Origin of the sequence: Lentzea sp. NBC_00516 (assembly GCF_036346835.1) — a bacterium.
In the GTDB taxonomy this organism is placed as follows: Bacteria; Actinomycetota; Actinomycetes; order Mycobacteriales; family Pseudonocardiaceae; genus Lentzea; species Lentzea sokolovensis.
This window is the reverse complement of sequence record NZ_CP107840.1, coordinates 7603957-7619744: the sequence shown is the minus strand read 5'-3', so window position 1 is coordinate 7619744 and position 15788 is coordinate 7603957. Positions and strand designations below refer to the sequence as shown.

Below are 15788 nucleotides of genomic sequence, written 5' to 3'. Positions count from 1 at the left end.
CGCCAGGTAGCGGTTCGTCACACGGAGTCACCCGGACGGACTTACAGCTGAACGCCTACGAAGACCGGTTCGGGGTGCAGTTCCACGCCGAAAGCGGTCCGAACACCGTCGCGCACCTCGCGTGCCAGGTCGAGCAGGTCCTCGGTCGAGGCGCCGCCGCGGTTGGTCAGGGCCAGCGTGTGCTTGCCGGACAACGACACCCTGCCGCCGGGGCCCTGGTGACCCTTGCGGAACCCCGCCCGTTCGATCAGCCACGCGGCGGAGAGCTTCTTCTGGCCGTGGCCCGCCGGATAGCTCGGCACGTCGACGTCGGCGCCGAGGCGTTCGGCGATGCGGATCAGCACGCCGTTGAACGTCGAGTCGTCGATGATCGGGTTGGTGAAGAACGAGCCGGCGCTCCACGTGTCGTGGTCGGTGGCGTCGAGCACCATGCCCTTGCCGCGCCGCAGTTCCAGCACGGCCTTGCGGGCAGCGTCCGCCGGAACGCGATCACCTTGTGCCACGCCGAGAACGCGCGCCAGCTCGCCGTAGCGGATCGGCGCGGACATGCCCCCGGAGGTCAGCGAGAACCTGGTGCGCAGCACGACCGCGTTGTCCGTGCCCTTGAGCGTGCTGGTGCGGTAGTCGAGGCCCAGCTTGGCGGCGGGCACCTGGTGCACCTTGCCGCTGCGGCGGTCCAGCAGGTCCACCGACTGCAGCACCTGGGAGATCTCGACGCCGTACGCGCCGACGTTCTGCACGGGCGTGGCGCCGTTGAGGCCGGGGATGCCCGACAGGCACTCGAGGCCGCCGAGGCCCTGCGCGACCGCCTCGGCGACGACCGCGTCCCACTCCTCGCCCGCCTCGACGGTGAACTGGACGATGCCGCCGCCCAGCGGGTCGAGGCGGAAACCCTTGGTGGCGACGTGCACGACCGTGCCGTCGAAGCCGCCGTCGGAGATCACGAGGTTGGAGCCGCCACCGAGCACGAGGACCTTCTCGTCGGCGGCCGCGTCGGCTGTTCGCACGGCTTCGACCAGCTCAGCGGCGGTCGTGGCGTGGACGAACCGCGCGGCCGGGCCACCGAGTCGGAGCGTGGTGCGCTCGGCCAGAGGTACGGACTGCGTGGTGGTCACAGACGTCAACGGTAGCCTCCGCGACATGGCACGCCGCATCGAGCACCACACCACGTCACCCCATTCGGCGGAGAAGGTCTACGGCGCGATGGTCGACGAGACCTATCTGCGCGACCGGCTGGCGTCGATCGGTGGCTCCGGCGCCGCGCTCGTGACGTTCTCCAGCACCGACGAGCAGACGTCGTACCAGCTCAAGCAGGGTGTGCCCGCGGAGCACGTGCCGTCGGCGGTCAAGGCGGTGCTCGGTGGCGACCTGGTGATCCAGCGCACGGAGACCTGGGCGGCCGGTGCCGGCACGGTCGAGGTGGCGGTCGGCGGCGTGCCCGGCAAGCTCGACGGCTCGTTCACCGTCCTGGACAACGGATCCGGCTCGAAGCTCACCCTCACGGGGGAGGTCAAGGTCAGCATCCCGTTCGTCGGCGGCAAGATCGAGAAGCTGATCGCGGAGCAGGTCGCCGTGCTGCTCGACAAGGAGAGCGAGTTCACCTCTCAATGGCTCGCAAACCGCGGCTAGCCGCCGGCCGGGCCCGCGCGCTCGGCGTTCCGACCCGCGGCACGACCAACCCGAACCGCCTGCGCAGGGTCGACCGGTGGATGACCGGCACGCTCGGTGGCTTCCTGGCCGACGCGGCCGATCCGCTCGTGGTCGACCTCGGGTACGGCGCGACGCCGATCACCACCGTCGAGATGGCCTCCCGGCTGCGGGTCGTGCGGCCGGACGTGCGCGTGCTCGGGCTGGAGATCGACACCGACCGGGTCGAGGCGGGCAAGGCCGTCGCTTCACCGCCCTTCCTGGACTTCCGGCGCGGCGGCTTCGAGCTGGCCGGTGCGCGGCCGGTGTTGTTGCGCGCCTTCAACGTGCTGCGCCAGTACACCGAGGAGCAGGCGTTCGAGGCGTGGGACACGATGCTCGGCCGCATGGCTCCCGGCGGGTTGATCATCGAGGGCACGTGCGACGAGATCGGGCGCCGGTGCACGTGGGTGACGCTGTCCGCGGACGGGCCGTTGCGGTTCACGCTGGCGTGCAAGCCGTCCGGCATCGACGTGCCGTCCGACCTGGCCGAACGGCTGCCCAAGGCGTTGATCCACAAGAACGTGCCGGGCGAGCGCGTGCACGCGTTGCTGGCCGAACTGGACGCCTGCTGGGCCACCGCGGCGCCGTTCGCGCCGTTCGGGCCTCGGGCGCGGTGGGTGGAGTCGGCGCGGCTGCTGGCCGAGCGGGGCTGGCCGGTGCTGGACGACCGGCGGCGGTGGCGGCTCGGCGAAATCACGCTCGAATGGGCGGCCGTCGCGCCCTAGGGTGGGTTTGTGGACTTCGTCGCGCAGATCGAGACCCAGGCTTCGTTGATGCGTTCGGCCGCCGTGAAGGCGGGCCCGGACGCCCCCGTTCCCACATGTCCTGAGTGGACGGTGCGGAAACTGGTGCGGCACATGGCCGAGGTCCACGCGTGGGCGGCCCAGGCCGTCGTCACCGAGCCCGCGGCGGGCCGGCCGGAGTGGCCCAAGGCCCCGCAGGACTGGGACGAGGCGCTTGCCTGGTGGGACAACGGAACCTCCCTGCTCCTCGAACGGTTGCGCTCCACGCCGCCGAACAGTCCGGCATGGACCTTCCAGGGCCCCTCGCAAGCGGGATTCTGGGCACGCAGGCAGGCGCACGAGACGTCGATCCACCGTCTGGACGCGGAGCTCGCGACCGGTCACGAGCTGCCGTCGCTGGTCTTCGACCCGGAGTTCGCCGCGGACGGCATCGACGAGATGCTCACGATCATGATGCCCCGCCAGCTGGTGCTGGGCAGGGTGATCGAGGTGACCGGCCGGGTCCTCGTGCACGCCGCCGACGCGGGCCGCACGTGGGAGGCCTGGCTCGCGCCCGGTGAGCCGCTGGTCGTGACCGGGGTGCTGGACTCGGCCGTCGACGCCGACGTCACCCTCGCGGGCACCGCCGACGCCGTCTACCGGGCGTTGTGGGGCCGTCCGAGCCACGCGATCGTGACCGGAGACGAGTCGCTGTTGGCGGGGCTGCCCAGGCCGTGAATACTTCTGCGGCGTGTCATCGCCTGAGCGTCGCTATGTGATCACCTTCGGCTGTCCGGACCGCACCGGCATCATCGCGAGGATCTCGTCGTTCCTCGCGGACAACGGCGGCTGGATCGTCGAGGCCGCGTACCACACCGACCCGGACACGGGCTGGTTCTTCACGCGCCAGGAGGTCCGTGCGGACTCCCTGCCGTTCGGCGTGGACGAGCTGCGCTCCCGGTTCGCGGAGGTGGCCGCGGCGCTGGGCGCGCAGTCGACGTGGACGGTGACCGACACGGGTTCCCGCAAGCGTGTGGTCATCCTGGTGTCGAAGGAGGGCCACTGCCTGTACGACCTGCTGGCCAGGGTCGCGACCGGCGAACTCGACATCGAGGTGTCCGCCGTCATCGGCAACCACCCGGAGCTCGGCGACATCACGCGCGCGCACGGCATCCCGTTCCACCACGTGCCGTTTCCCTCGAACGACCCCATGGGCAAGCAGGCGGCGTTCTCCCAGCTGCGTGAACTGGTGGAGAAGCACGACCCGCACGCCGTGGTGCTGGCCCGCTTCATGCAGATCCTGCCGCCGGAGATCTGCGCCGCCTGGACCGGCCGCACGATCAACATCCACCACAGCTTCCTGCCGTCGTTCATCGGCGCGCGCCCGTACCACCAGGCCCACCGCCGCGGCGTGAAACTGGTCGGCGCGACGTGCCACTACGTCACGGCAGATCTGGACGCCGGGCCGATCATCGAGCAGGACGTGATGCGCGTGCACCACGGCGACTCGGTGGCGGACATGGTCCGCAAGGGGCGCGACATCGAGAAGGTGGTGCTGGCGCGCGGGTTGCGGTGGCACCTGGAGGACCGCGTCCTGGTGCACGGCAACCAAACGGTGATCTTCTGAGTGATGGGGTTCCCTGGCAGGGAACCCCATCAAGTGCGTTTCAGATCTTGTTGGCCGCCTTGCCCACCGCCTCGACCAGCCAGCCCGCGTCCTCCGCCGACATGACGGCGGGCGGGGTGAAGCAGACCGTCCGGCCGCGGAAGTCCGCGAGCACGCGCGACCTCAGCAACTCACCGGTGAACACGTCGGCGGCGTGCTTGTCCGGCAACTCCACGCCGAGCAGCAGCCCTGTGCCGGTCGCGTGGGCCTTGCCGGCGACCACGGCCCGCAACCCGTACAGCAGCTCGTCGCCCAGCAGCTTGGCCCGCTCCACCAGCCCCTCGGCGGCCGTGACGCGCAGGCAGGCGTTCACGGCGGCGGAGGCCAGCGGTGACACGGCTTCCGAGCCGCGCAGCAGTGGCACCTCGACCTCGGCCGTGGCGACCACGGCGGCGATCGGGAGCACGCCGCCGGACAGGCCCTCGCCGACCAGCATGATGTCCGGCGTCACGCCGTCGAGGTCGACGCCCCACCACACGCCGAGGCGGCCGAGGCCGGAGCGCGTCTCGTCCACGACCAGCAGGGCGCCGGACTCGCGGCACACCTCGGCCACGGCGCTCAGGTAGCCGGTCGGCGGGAGTGAGGCGCCGCGGACCGGTTCCACGAGCACGCACGCCGGTGGTCCGGAAGCCAGGGTGGCGCGCAACGAGTCGATGCCGCCGTACGGGACGTCACCGGTGGTCAACACACGTGGGCGGCCGTTCGCCTGTGCGAGGGCAACGGCGAACTGGGCGGCCTCGGAGGCCGAGGTGAAGGTGTGGATGTGGTCGAGCCCGTTGGGGGTGACCAGGTCGAGCATCAGGCGGTCCAGCAGGGACGGCCGGCGCACCTGGCCGACCACGGCCTGCACCACGGCCGGGTGGGCGTGGCCGAGAAGAGGGACTCCGTACCCGCCGCAGTCGAGGTACTCGACGCGGTGGGGATCTACCACTCGTGCGCCTCGGGCGGCGCATCCTGTCATCAGTTCGGTGGCCATTGCGGGGAACCTTTCCTGGGCAGCGCGGCCCGTGGCCGCTCGTCTTGCATGGCGAGCGGACCTCAGTTCCCACCAACTCATTCGGATTCCAGGCCACGTTGGTTCGCCCTGGGCATAGGCTTTTTCCCGTGCGGACCGAAATCACCGACCTCGACCAGCTGCGGGCATCCTCTGACCTGCGCAAAGCCGTCATCATCGGGCTTGACCTCACTCGCGAGGACGTGCGGGTGCCGTTCGACGGGGCACTGCTGCTCGGCTGCACCCTCAGCGAGACCATGCAGCGCCGGGCGGAGGCCGCGGGAGCGTTGGTCTTCCCGGTGATCCCCGACCTGCCGTACGACGTCTACCGGTCGTCGCTGTACACGCCGAAGGAGCTGTTCGCCGGCTTCGACCCGGCGAACCCCAAGTCGTACGCCGACACCCCGGACGCCGAGATCTACCGGCACAGCAAGCAGCAGGGCCACCACCCCGACCCGCTGCACGCGCTGGCCGAACGCCTGCACGACCACTCGATCACCGAGGCCCTCGACGAGACGCTGACGGGCTCGCCGGTCGCGGTCATGGGCGGCCACGCGCTCGCCCGCGGCTCCGACGGCTACTGCAACGCCGTAGCGCTGGGCGCCTCGCTGGGCAACGCGGGCTTCACCGTGCTGACCGGCGGCGGACCGGGCGCGATGGAGGCGGTGCCGCTGGGCGTGCGGCTCGGCGAGGTCGACCGGGACGTTCTCGACGCCATCGCGCAGGCCCCGACGTTCGGCCACGACGACGAGTCGATCGGCCGGTGGCTCGCGGCGTTCCCCGAGGTCCGCAGCTTCGACACCCCGCGCACGATCGGCATCCCGACCTGGTTCTACGGCCACGAGCCGCCCAACCCTGCCTGCGAGCTGCACGCGAAGTACTTCGCGAACTCGGTGCGCGAGGAGGGCCTGCTGACCGTCGCGACCGGCGGCATCGTCTACACGCCGGGCAAGGCGGGCACGGTCCAGGAGGTCTTCCAGGACTTCACGCAGAACTACTACGGCAGCGTCGGCCCGGCCGCGCCCATGATCTTCCTGGGCAAGGCCTTCTGGACCGACGAGATCCCGGCCGCGCCGCTGGTGATGAAACTCGCGGCGGGCCGGGAGGCCGAGCAGTGGATCCTCGTCACGGACGACGTGGACGAGGCGATCGAGCTGCTGCAGAAGTACCAGTCCTAGCTTCTGCCAGTCGGGTGCGGCCGTGGCCACACCCGACTGGGAGAACGCTCATGACGAAGGCGAGGGCCGTTTCCTACGCGAGTGCGAACCCCCGCAGGTACTTCACCTTCGTCATCCTTGGAACCGCCAGTCCTGCAGGTAGATCGTCCAGCTGTCCTCCTTGTTGCGGTCCCAGTACGCCTGGTGCCCCTTCAACTCGCTGTCCTCGTAGTAGTTCTTGTTGCACGACGCCCAGGTGCCCGCACCGTGCGTGTTGATGCACACACCGACGCGGTAGAGCCTGTCGTCGCGGTAGTTCCTCCAGTCGATCAGCGCCGACGCGCTGTCGGCGTCCCGGTCGAGCACCCACCAGACGTCGCCGCCGCGCTCGAAGCAGACCTGGACCTTGTGCTCGGGCTCGGCACAGTGCGCGCTTGCCGGCGGCGAACCGCCCAGCTTCGCGTAGTCGGTCTCGAGGTCGAGGGCGAGCGCGGTGCCGGGCACCACGACACCGATCGTGGCCGCGACGGCCATCGTCAGAGCAAGCACGAGCCTGCGCATGGATCTCCTCCAGTTTTCGGACGTTCCGCCTCGAAGCAGGCGGAGGTGAGTGGGCTCAGCCGATCTCGCTGAGCGGAACGGCGAAGATCGCTCGCCGGTCGATGAACGTGCTGCGGTCCTCGGTCCAGGCGTGCTCGGAGACCGTCCAGAGCTTTCCGGCGGTGATTCCCGGGCCGTGCTCGTGGTAGAGGTCCTCGCCGCCGATGGCCCAGCTGTTGGTGCTCGTGGCTCCGCCGAGGGAACCGAAGTGCATCCAGCTGTGGTTGCGGTTCGAGCTGCGGCCGAGGTAGTAGGTGTCCTTCCAGGTCTGGACGCCCTGGAGGTTGCTGCGCGGCACGGTCACCACGTCCTGCGGCACGGCCTTGCCGCTGGTCAGCGTGAGCTGCCGGGACGAGGCGTCGACGCGGTAGCGGACCACCCGGCCACCGTCGACAGCGGCGTCGGTGCTGCGTTCGTCGCGGTACTCGCCGACGACGAGCGTGTCCGGCGTGGAACTGCGGTCCAGCGACAACGACGAGAAGCACAGCTGGGTGGCGCTGGGCTTCTTGCACTCCGTCTGCACCTGCTGCCGGTACCAGCCGACCTGCGGCAGCACGTACTTGTAGTTGTAGGCGTAGTAGTTGCTGCCGCTCTTGCCGATGCTGTCCTGCGCGTCGGACACCTCGAGGAGGCGTTCGACGTCGAACACGCGCAGGCCGCCGGAGGTGTCGGCCACGTAGAGGTAGTGGCCGAGCCACGCTAGGCCACCGGCGTGGATCGGCACCGCCTTGTAGTCGGCGTTCGCGGTCGGCTCGACCAGCAGCACGTGCCGGTACTTGCGGTTCTTCATGTCGACGAACGAGATGCGCACGCCCTTGTCCGGCCCTGAGTCGCGGTAGTGCCAACTCACGAGCAGGATGCGGTTCTCGCCCCACAGGCCGTCGTCGTCGGCGTCCGCCGAACCGGTGACGCCCTGGGGGATCCAGTAGGCGACCTTGCTGTCACCGGGGTCCCAGCAGAACTTCTCGCTGCTGCGCAGGATCTGCCCGGACGTCAGCGGGTAGTCCGTTCGGTCGTAGTTCTCCGGAAGCGCCTGCTGCTGCGCGCTGTTGCAGGAGGCGATGTCCCGGTTCGCGTCACGCAGCAGTGCGGCGACCGACGTCGTGGTGCCGACCGCGGTCTGCAGCTGCGCCGCGGAGGACTCCAGACTCCAATCGGCCGTCAATGCGAACGCACCCGTTGGGCGGCTGTGGATTAGTTCGTCTGCCGCCTCTTGTGCCTGCACGGGCAACGCCGCACTCAGCGCACCCGTCAACGCCACTAGAAGTGCTGTGCGCCAGCGTCTGGTCATCATCACTCCTGCTCAGCCTGAAGTCGTTGCGGCTTCAGGTTTAGAGCGGGCCGAGTTGACCAGGCAGTGACGCGGGCGCTTTTCAATCAACTCAGATCAACTGGAGTCCGCGTGGGTAGACGAGAGCGGCCGATCGATCCCGAGGAAGGCCCGGTCCAGCGGTTCGCCTGGGAGCTGCGGCAACTGAGAGAGAAGGCAGGCTCGCCGAACTACCGGACACTCGCCCTGCGCGCTCATTACTCCGCCACGGCGCTGTCGCAGGCCGCCGCGGGAGAACAGCTGCCGTCGCTCGCGGTGGCGCTCGCGTACGTCCAGGCCTGCGAAGGCGATGCGACCCTGTGGGAGCAGCGCTGGCGCCAAGCCGCCACTGGCGAGAACGACGCGACGCCGTACCTCGGGCTCACCGCGTTCGGGATCGAGGACGCGGACCGGTTCTTCGGACGGGACGACCTCGCCGCGGACATCGCCGGCCGCATCCGGAGACAGCGCGTCGTCGGCGTGTTCGGGCCGTCCGGTTCGGGCAAGTCCTCGTTGATCCACGCAGGGGTGCTGCCGGCGCTGACCGACTGGACGGTCCTCACCGCGACACCGACGACCTGGCGCGGCGGCCAGGCCGATCTCGTGGTGGTCGACCAGTTCGAGGAGTTGTTCACCCACTTCGACAGCGCGGTCGACCGGGAGGCGTTCGTCGAGTCGCTTCTCGACGGCGGCAATCGGGTGCTGCTCGCCGTGCGGGCCGACTTCCTCGGTCACTGCGCCACGGTGCCCGCCCTGGTGGACGCGTTGCGCAACGCCCAGGTGCTGGTCGGGCCGATGACCGACGACGAACTGCGGGCCGCCGTCGAACTACCGGCCGTGCGCGCCGGGCTGAAGGTGCAGCCGGACGTGCTCGCGGCCGTGATGGCCGACGTGCGCGGGCAGTCGGGCGCGCTGCCGTTGCTGTCGCACGCGCTGCTGGAGACGTGGCGAAGACGCGAACGCGGCCGGCTGACCCTCGACGGTTATCGGGCGAGTGGCGGGGTCACCGGTGCCGTCGCCACCACGGCCGAGAGCACCTACGCCGAGCTGTCCCTGCGCGGGCAGGCCGTCGCACGCGCGGTGCTGCTCAGGCTCGTGCAGACCCACGACGACGTGAACGATCTGCGCCGCCGGGCCCCGCTCGACGAGGTGATGGCCGCGGGCCGGCCGACCGACACCGCGCACGTCGTGAACGTCCTCGCGAACGCACGGCTGATCGTCGTCGCGGACGGCGTTGCAGAGCTCGCGCACGAAGCACTCGTACGGGCGTGGCCCCGATTACGGCAGTGGATCGACGACGACCGGGAGGCGTTGCGGCTGCACCGCGACTTCACCACCGCCGCCGCGGCGTGGCAGTCGGCAGGGCGCGATCCCGGGGAGCTCTACCGGGGCGCGCGGCTCGCCGCGATGCGCGAGCTGGCAGGCCGGATCGAGTGGCCGATGTCGTCCAACGACCTGGAACGCGAGTTCCTGCAGGCGGCGGTGGACGAGGAGAGTGCCTCCAGGCAGGCGGCGGACCGGCAGTCCCGCCGGTTGCGCACGCTGGTGAAGTCACTGGCCGTGCTGACGGTGGCGTGCCTGGTGGTGACGTTCGTGGCCGTCGTGCAGGGCAACGCCGCGCTGAGAGAACAGCAGGTCGCCGAGTCACGTCAGATCGCGGTGCAGGCACAGGACCTCAGCGCGTCATGGCCGGACGCGGCCGGGCGACTCGCCGTGGACGCCTACCGCACGTCGGCGACCGCGGAAGCGCGCGGGGCGTTGCTCAGCACCGCGGCCTACAAGCCCGCACGGACGGTGTTGAAGGATCATCGCGGGCCGGTTCGCGCGGTCGCGTTCAGCGCGGACAGCTCGTTGTTCGCCACTGCGGGCGATGACCACTCGGTGCTGCTGCGGTCGCCCTCTTCCGCTGCCGCGCCGACGATTTTGACGCAGCACAACGGTGCCGTGCGTGCTCTCGCGTTCATGCCGGGCGGCACGACCCTGGTGTCCGCGGGTGACGACCGGCGAATCATCTTGTGGGACACCAGAACACACCTGCCGTTGCGGACCATCTCCCTCGACGCCGGGATACGAGCCCTTGTGCTCTCGGCGGACGGAACGACCGCCGCAGTCGCGACAGCCGACGGCCTGATCTCCTTGTGGCGCACGGATGACTGGACGCGGACGGGCGTGGTCCTGCACGAACTGGGCGAGGTCCACGCGTTGGCGCTGAACGGATCCGTGCTCGCCGCAGGTGGTGAGAAGGGCACGTTGGTGGTGGAGAACGGCGTCGCGCGCACGTTCACCGATCACGTCGCAGCCGTCCGCACCGTGGCGTTGAGTCCCGACGGCCATGTGCTCGCGTCCGGCGGAGACGACTACCAGGTGGTGCTGCGGGTGCTGGCGACCGGCAAGACGTCCGGGCTGCGCAGGCACGTCGGCGGCGTGCACTCGGTGCAGTTCGACGCGACCGGCACCAAGCTGGTGTCGACCAGCGACGACGGCAGCATCCGCTGGTGGACGGTGCCCGACGGCGGGTGGCTGACCGGGTTGATCACCCGCACGCATCCGTTCTACGTGGCGGCGCTCAGCCCGGACGGCAACTGGTTCGCGGCGGGCGGCGACGAGAGCGTGAGCCTCTGGAGCCTGCCGCTGCCCCCTCTGACCGGTCACACGAGTCCGCCGGACGGCATCGCCCTCTCCCCGGACGGTGCGGTGCTGGCCACCGGCGGGCGCGACCGGATGGTCCTGCTGTGGAACCGCGAGGGCAGGCAGATCGGACGCATCGACGTCCCCGCGCACGTGACGGCGCTGGCGTTCCGGACCGCGACCGAGATCGTGGTCGCCGACGTGCGCGGAGTGTTGTCGTCGTGGCGGACCGACGGCAGCGTCCTGCGCACCTGGCAGGGCCGTCGTGGCGCGATCAAGAGCCTTGTCGTGTCGGGCGATCGGGCGGTGACCAGCGGTGCCGACGCCGCGGTCGTCGTGCAGGACCTGAACTCCGCCGAACCAGGCCGCGCGCTGCCCACCGGTCACTCGGGGCCGGTCAACACCGTGGCGTTGCTCGGCGACCTCGTGGTCTCGGGCGGAGCCGACGGCCGGGTGCTGCGGTGGTCCGGCGACCAGGTCGAGGTCGTCCGGGAGACCGGCCCCGCGGTGAAGTCGATCGCCGCCGTACCGGGTTCGGGCCTGCTGGTGGTGGGCGACGCGGGCGGAGAGGTCGCCCTGTGGGATCGCGACGGCAAGTCGCGCACCCTCGTCACCGGCCGGGGTGCCATCGGAGCGGTCACCGCCAGCCTGGACGGCACGACCGTGGCGGCGGCCGCGAACGACAGCCTGATCACGTTGTGGCAGGTCGCCGACGGCGCACAGGTCGCAACGCTGACCGGGCACACCGGCCCCGTCAACGCCGTGCTGTTCGACTCCGACGGCGACCTCACGTCGTCCGGCCCGGACCCGCGGGTGATCAGGTGGAACCTCGACCCGGACCAGGTGATCACCCGGCTGTGCGCCCCTGGTTGCTAACGGGCCAGGTCAGGAAGCACCTCGGCCCCGGTGAGCTTCATCAGCACGTCACCGGGGATGAGGATCTTGCTGCCCCGGATGCCGCTGCCCACGATCAGTTCGGGGGCGGCGGCGACCTCGGGCGACACGAGGATCGGCCAGTCCGCGGGCACGCCGACGGGCGTGATGCCGCCGTACTCCATGCCGGTCAACGCCACGGCCTCGTCCATCGGCGCGAACGACGCCTTGCGCGCGTCGAGCCGCTTGCGGATGACGCCGTTCACGTCCGCACGCATGGTCGCGAGCACCATGCAGGCCGCATAACGGACGACGTCGCCGCGCTTGCCCGCGACGACCACGCAGTTCGCCGACGCTTCCAGCGGCGAGCCGTAGTGCGCGCAGAACTCGGCGGTGTCGGCGAGGGTCGGGTCGATCTCGGCCACGGCGACACGGTCAGCGCCGTCCAACGTCTTCAACGCGGCTGCGACCGGCGCGGGCACCAGGTCGAGGCGAGACAGCACGGGGACGGGTTCCAACGATCCAGCGATGGTCCACACAGAATCCATTGTCGCTGCTCCGCAGACTCCGGCGAATTCGCCTGGCAGCTGGTCGCACCATCCTGCCAAATTCCCCTTTGACCTTTACGTTGCGTCAACCCCTACCTTCATCTTCAGAGCGCGAAGGAGGAACCGAAATGGCCTGGTCGATCGCCCAGGTGGCCCGGATGTCGAAGGTGACGTCCAGGACGCTGCGGCACTACGACTCGATCGGGCTGCTGCCGCCGGCCTGGATCGGCGACAACGGTTACCGCTACTACGAGAAGGAACAGGTGCACCGCCTGCAGCAGATCCTGCTGCTGCGCGACCTGGGACTGGGCCTCGACGTGGTGGCGAAGGTGCTGGACGGCACGGACCAGCTGACGGTCCTGCGCAACCACCACCGGTGGCTGCGGGACGAACGGCAACGGCTGGACCGGCTCGCCCACACCGTCGCGCGCACGATCGAAGAACTGGAAGGAGGGGACGAAGTGAAGATGGAAGAGCTGTTCGAGGGCTTCGACGCGAAGAAGCAGGAACGGCACGAGGCCGAGCTCGTCGAACGCTACGGCGAAGGTGCCCGTGAGCACATCGCCGAGAGCCGTAAGAAGATGCAGGGCTGGAAGCGTGCCGACGCGGACCAGTTCATGGCCGACTGGCGGGACATCGCGCAGAAGCTCGGTGCCCTGTACACGGCGGGCACGGCGATCGACGCTCTGGAGACGCAGGAGCAGATCGACCGCCACTACCGCTGGATCTGCCTGAGCTGGACGCCCAACCGGGAGTCCTACCGGGGTCTCGGCGACCTCTACGTCGACTCGGACGAGTTCCGGGTCAACTTCGAGGTCGACGGCGGCGGCAACATGGCCGAGTGGACTCGTGACGCCATGGCGCACTACGCCGAGACGCGCCTCTAGAAACGATGCGGGAGCTGCAGATCCCGCATCACAGACCGAATGCCTTCAAAGCCTTTCGGTTGAACGCCGGCAGGTCGTCGGGATTGCGGGACGTCACGAGCGTCCACCCGTTCATGTCGCACACCCGGACCTCTTCGTCGGCCCAGTCGCCGCCCGCGTTGCGGATGTCGGTCTGCAGGCTCGGGAACGAGGTCAGCATCTTGCCGCGCACCACGTTCGCCTCGACCAGCAGCCACGGCCCGTGGCAGATCGCCGCGATCGGCTTGCCGGCGGCGACCAGCGCGTAGATCAGCTCGACGGCGTCGTCGTCCATGCGCAGGAAGTCGCTGTTGGCCACCCCGCCAGGGATCACCGCGCCGTCGTAGTCGTCCGCGGACGCGTCGGCGAAGGTCGTGTCGACGGGGAACGAGTCGGCGGGCGTGAGGTGGTTGAACCCCCGGACTTCACCGAGCTTCGGCGCGATCAGGCGCGGCACCCCGCCGGCCTTCTCGACGTGCGCCCACGGATCGGTGAGCTCGATCTGCTCGATGCCCTCTTCTGCCACCAGGAACGCGATCTTCTTCTGTTCAGCCATGCACTTCGGCTACCCGGCGAAGAAGGAGACCAATCGGTGCCGGATCTCGGCGCGGTGGGTGACCATCGGTGAGGGCGAGTCGATCAGCCACAACTCACCGTCGGGGAACGCGGCCGCCGTCGCCTTGGCCACGTCTTCGGGATGCAAAGGATCGCCCACAGCGCCGATGACCAGCACCGGAGTGGACACGGCCGCCAAAGCGGAAGCATCGGGAACAGCCACCTGCCCCGGCAACTGCTCGGCGGCGGCCTCCAGGCGCTTCAGGGCGGCCCGCCGCTCGGCGACGTAGATGGGCGGCCCGGTCGTCAGGTCCGACAGCTGCTGCAACGTGATGGGCTGCCGAGGCTGGTCGAGCACCGCGGGCAGCAGCAGAGCCACCCGCTGAAAACGATCAGGTTCGAGGGACATCAGCCGCACCAGCGCACCGGCGCCCAGCGAGACACCGACGGCGTGGTCGGCGGGAACGGTGCCCAGATCGGCCGCGATCCGGCCGTAGTCCCAGTACCCAGGAGGGGCGTCCGGGGCGTCGCCGTGGGACGGCAGCGTCACCACGACACGGGTGCCGGGCAGCCCGGAGGCGGGGATGCGCGCCTCTCCGGGCGTGGCGCCGAGCCCGTGGGCGACCAGCGTCACCGCTGAACCGGAGCCGTACGAGTGGGTGATCACCAACGAGGGCCGCGCTGGACCTCGATCAGCTTCGGGCGCACGTCCACCATGTACACGAGCACCGCGATGAGCCCGGCCAGCCAGAAGATCGACCCGACGCCACCGGGCCCGAACAGCAGCAACGCCGCCGTTCCACCGCCGGTGATACCCATCCAGGCGGGCTTGGTCATGCGCTCGATCGCGGTGTACGCGTCGGGGCGCTGACTCAGTGCGTGGAAGAACGCGAACAGGCCGAAGATGCTGAACCCCAGGTCGGCGAAGAAGTACACGATGCCGTCGAGGTTCCAGATGCTGAAGATCGGCACGTAGAACACGCACCCAGCCTACGTGGACGTACGACGGGAGGGGAGCAGCCCTGTCGGACTGCTCCCCTCCCGGAGAAATTCACAGACTCACTTGGCGGTGTTCGGCGTGGTCTTCTTCGCTGCGGCCGTCGTGGTGGTCGTGCGGGTCGTCGTCGCCGGCTTGCGCGGCGCCGTGCGGTTCGCGGTCTTGCGGGCGGTGCTGCGCACCTCGTGCGCGGCCTCGCCACCGGCCTCGACGATCTCCTCGGCCAGCTTCTCGGCGCTGTCCTCGACCTGGAGGGCGACCTTCTCGCCGACCGAGCGGGTGCGGCGGGTCACCTTGCCGAGGACGTCGTCCGCGATGACGCGGGCGTCGGCGGCAGCGGACTCGGCGCGCTTCTGCGCGGCCTCGACGGCCTGCTCGACCTGCTCCACGGCCTGCTTGACCTGCGGCTGGGCCTTGATCTGCTCCAGCGTCTGCTCGCCCTGGTCCGCGAGGTAGGTGTACAGGTTCACCGCGGAGGCGGTGTAGGCGTCGACCAGCTTCTTGAGCTCGGCCGGCTGCAGCTTGTCGCGCAGGTCGTTCAGCTCGGTCGGGAGGTCCTTGGCCTGGGTGCGGGCCTCTTCGGCACGCTCCTTGGCCTTGGTCAGGGCCTCGACGACGGCCTTGGCGGCGAGGTCACCGGCGCCGAGAGCGGCGAGCAGTGCCTGGCGGGCGGCGTGGGCGCCCTGCTCGGCGGCCTTGCGAACGTCGTCCTGGGTGAAGTTCGGCATGGAGATCAGTCCTCCTCGTTGGTGGCGGTGTTCTCCCGCCGGAAAGATTCGTAAACGTCGAGCAGCACCTGCTTCTGCCGCTCGGTCAGATCGGTCGCGGCGACGATGGCGTCCGCCAACGCACCGCCTTCGCGCTGCTGGAGGATCCCGGCCTCGACGTAGAGCACTTCGGCCGAGATGCGCAGCCCCTTGGCGATCTGCTGAAGGATCTCCGCGCTGGGCTTGCGCAGTCCTCGCTCGATCTGGCTGAGGTATGGGTTGGAGACACCTGCTTGCTTCGCCAGCTCCCGCAAGGAGATCTTGGCGGTGTTGCGTTGCTCGCGGATGTACTCACCGATGTTGCGGCCGAGGTCCGCGACTGCTTTGTCGATGGACTTGTCCACTGTTCCCGCTCCCGTTCCTCGTGCCATCAACCAC

General features: G+C 69.7%; 17 protein-coding genes. 7 read left to right on the top strand and 10 right to left on the bottom strand.

The window, feature by feature from the left end:
- Nucleotides 1-41: 41 nt before the first annotated feature.
- On the bottom strand, nucleotides 42-1142 hold the full coding sequence (locus OG205_RS34990; RefSeq protein ID WP_330272179.1) for a UDP-N-acetylmuramate dehydrogenase: 1101 nt from the start codon (nucleotides 1140-1142) through the stop codon (nucleotides 42-44).
- On the opposite strand from OG205_RS34990, the gene OG205_RS34985 reads away from it, so the two are divergent.
- The 4 genes from OG205_RS34985 to purU are packed head-to-tail and all read left to right on the top strand — an operon-like array spanning nucleotide 1141 to nucleotide 4038.
- A complete protein-coding gene (locus OG205_RS34985; RefSeq protein ID WP_330272178.1) occupies nucleotides 1141-1629 on the top strand; it encodes a DUF2505 domain-containing protein in 489 nt (162 codons plus the stop codon). The two genes, OG205_RS34990 and OG205_RS34985, sit on opposite strands and share 2 nt — an antisense overlap.
- The gene (locus OG205_RS34980; RefSeq protein ID WP_330272177.1) at nucleotides 1608-2414 is read left to right on the top strand and encodes a class I SAM-dependent methyltransferase; all 807 of its coding nucleotides are present in this window, start codon (nucleotides 1608-1610) and stop codon (nucleotides 2412-2414) included. Before OG205_RS34985 ends, OG205_RS34980 begins: the two co-directional genes overlap by 22 nt.
- Nucleotides 2415-2423: 9 nt before the next feature.
- Nucleotides 2424-3149 (top strand): maleylpyruvate isomerase family mycothiol-dependent enzyme, encoded by a 726-nt coding sequence (locus OG205_RS34975; RefSeq protein ID WP_330272176.1) that lies wholly within the window; start codon nucleotides 2424-2426, stop codon nucleotides 3147-3149.
- Nucleotides 3150-3186: 37 nt separating this feature from the next.
- Nucleotides 3187-4038, top strand: a complete 852-nt coding sequence (gene purU / locus OG205_RS34970) for a formyltetrahydrofolate deformylase (RefSeq protein WP_330272175.1) — start codon at nucleotides 3187-3189, stop codon at nucleotides 4036-4038.
- A gap of 40 nt (nucleotides 4039-4078) precedes the next feature.
- Here the strand turns inward: purU and OG205_RS34965 are convergent, their stop codons facing one another.
- Entirely contained in the window at nucleotides 4079-5053 is a 975-nt protein-coding gene (locus OG205_RS34965; protein ID WP_330272174.1) for an aminotransferase class III-fold pyridoxal phosphate-dependent enzyme, read from the bottom strand.
- Nucleotides 5054-5181: 128 nt separating this feature from the next.
- On the opposite strand from OG205_RS34965, the gene OG205_RS34960 reads away from it, so the two are divergent.
- Nucleotides 5182-6249, top strand: coding sequence for an LOG family protein (locus OG205_RS34960; protein ID WP_330272173.1), 1068 nt, complete (start codon nucleotides 5182-5184; stop codon nucleotides 6247-6249).
- A 111-nt stretch (nucleotides 6250-6360) separates the two neighbouring features.
- Here the strand turns inward: OG205_RS34960 and OG205_RS34955 are convergent, their stop codons facing one another.
- On the bottom strand, nucleotides 6361-6789 hold the full coding sequence (locus OG205_RS34955) for a hypothetical protein (RefSeq protein WP_330272172.1): 429 nt from the start codon (nucleotides 6787-6789) through the stop codon (nucleotides 6361-6363).
- 55 nt (nucleotides 6790-6844) lie between these two features.
- Nucleotides 6845-8119 (bottom strand): hypothetical protein, encoded by a 1275-nt coding sequence (locus tag OG205_RS34950; protein WP_330272171.1) that lies wholly within the window; start codon nucleotides 8117-8119, stop codon nucleotides 6845-6847.
- A 111-nt stretch (nucleotides 8120-8230) separates the two neighbouring features.
- Here OG205_RS34950 and OG205_RS34945 point away from each other — a divergent pair, with 111 nt between their 5' ends.
- Entirely contained in the window at nucleotides 8231-11641 is a 3411-nt protein-coding gene (locus OG205_RS34945) for an nSTAND1 domain-containing NTPase (protein WP_330272170.1), read from the top strand.
- On the opposite strand, the gene OG205_RS34940 is transcribed toward OG205_RS34945, so the two are convergent.
- Nucleotides 11638-12186 (bottom strand): YbaK/EbsC family protein, encoded by a 549-nt coding sequence (locus OG205_RS34940; RefSeq protein ID WP_330272169.1) that lies wholly within the window; start codon nucleotides 12184-12186, stop codon nucleotides 11638-11640. The two genes, OG205_RS34945 and OG205_RS34940, sit on opposite strands and share 4 nt — an antisense overlap.
- Nucleotides 12187-12314: 128 nt before the next feature.
- Between OG205_RS34940 and OG205_RS34935 the strand changes: the two genes are divergently transcribed.
- A complete protein-coding gene (locus OG205_RS34935; RefSeq protein ID WP_330272168.1) occupies nucleotides 12315-13073 on the top strand; it encodes a MerR family transcriptional regulator in 759 nt (252 codons plus the stop codon).
- A gap of 28 nt (nucleotides 13074-13101) precedes the next feature.
- On the opposite strand, the gene OG205_RS34930 is transcribed toward OG205_RS34935, so the two are convergent.
- The 5 genes from OG205_RS34930 to OG205_RS34910 form a co-directional block, all read right to left on the bottom strand.
- Nucleotides 13102-13647: a type 1 glutamine amidotransferase domain-containing protein gene (locus OG205_RS34930; protein ID WP_330272167.1), complete on the bottom strand. Its 546-nt coding sequence runs from the start codon at nucleotides 13645-13647 to the stop codon at nucleotides 13102-13104.
- A gap of 9 nt (nucleotides 13648-13656) precedes the next feature.
- Nucleotides 13657-14280, bottom strand: a complete 624-nt coding sequence (locus OG205_RS34925) for an alpha/beta fold hydrolase (RefSeq protein ID WP_330272166.1) — start codon at nucleotides 14278-14280, stop codon at nucleotides 13657-13659.
- A 29-nt stretch (nucleotides 14281-14309) separates the two neighbouring features.
- Nucleotides 14310-14603, bottom strand: a complete 294-nt coding sequence (locus OG205_RS34920) for a DUF2516 family protein (protein ID WP_093605924.1) — start codon at nucleotides 14601-14603, stop codon at nucleotides 14310-14312.
- A 102-nt stretch (nucleotides 14604-14705) separates the two neighbouring features.
- Nucleotides 14706-15371 (bottom strand): hypothetical protein, encoded by a 666-nt coding sequence (locus OG205_RS34915; protein ID WP_330272165.1) that lies wholly within the window; start codon nucleotides 15369-15371, stop codon nucleotides 14706-14708.
- 5 nt (nucleotides 15372-15376) lie between these two features.
- Nucleotides 15377-15781 (bottom strand): helix-turn-helix domain-containing protein, encoded by a 405-nt coding sequence (locus OG205_RS34910; protein WP_442916623.1) that lies wholly within the window; start codon nucleotides 15779-15781, stop codon nucleotides 15377-15379.
- Between the last annotated feature and the right edge of the window lie 7 nt (nucleotides 15782-15788).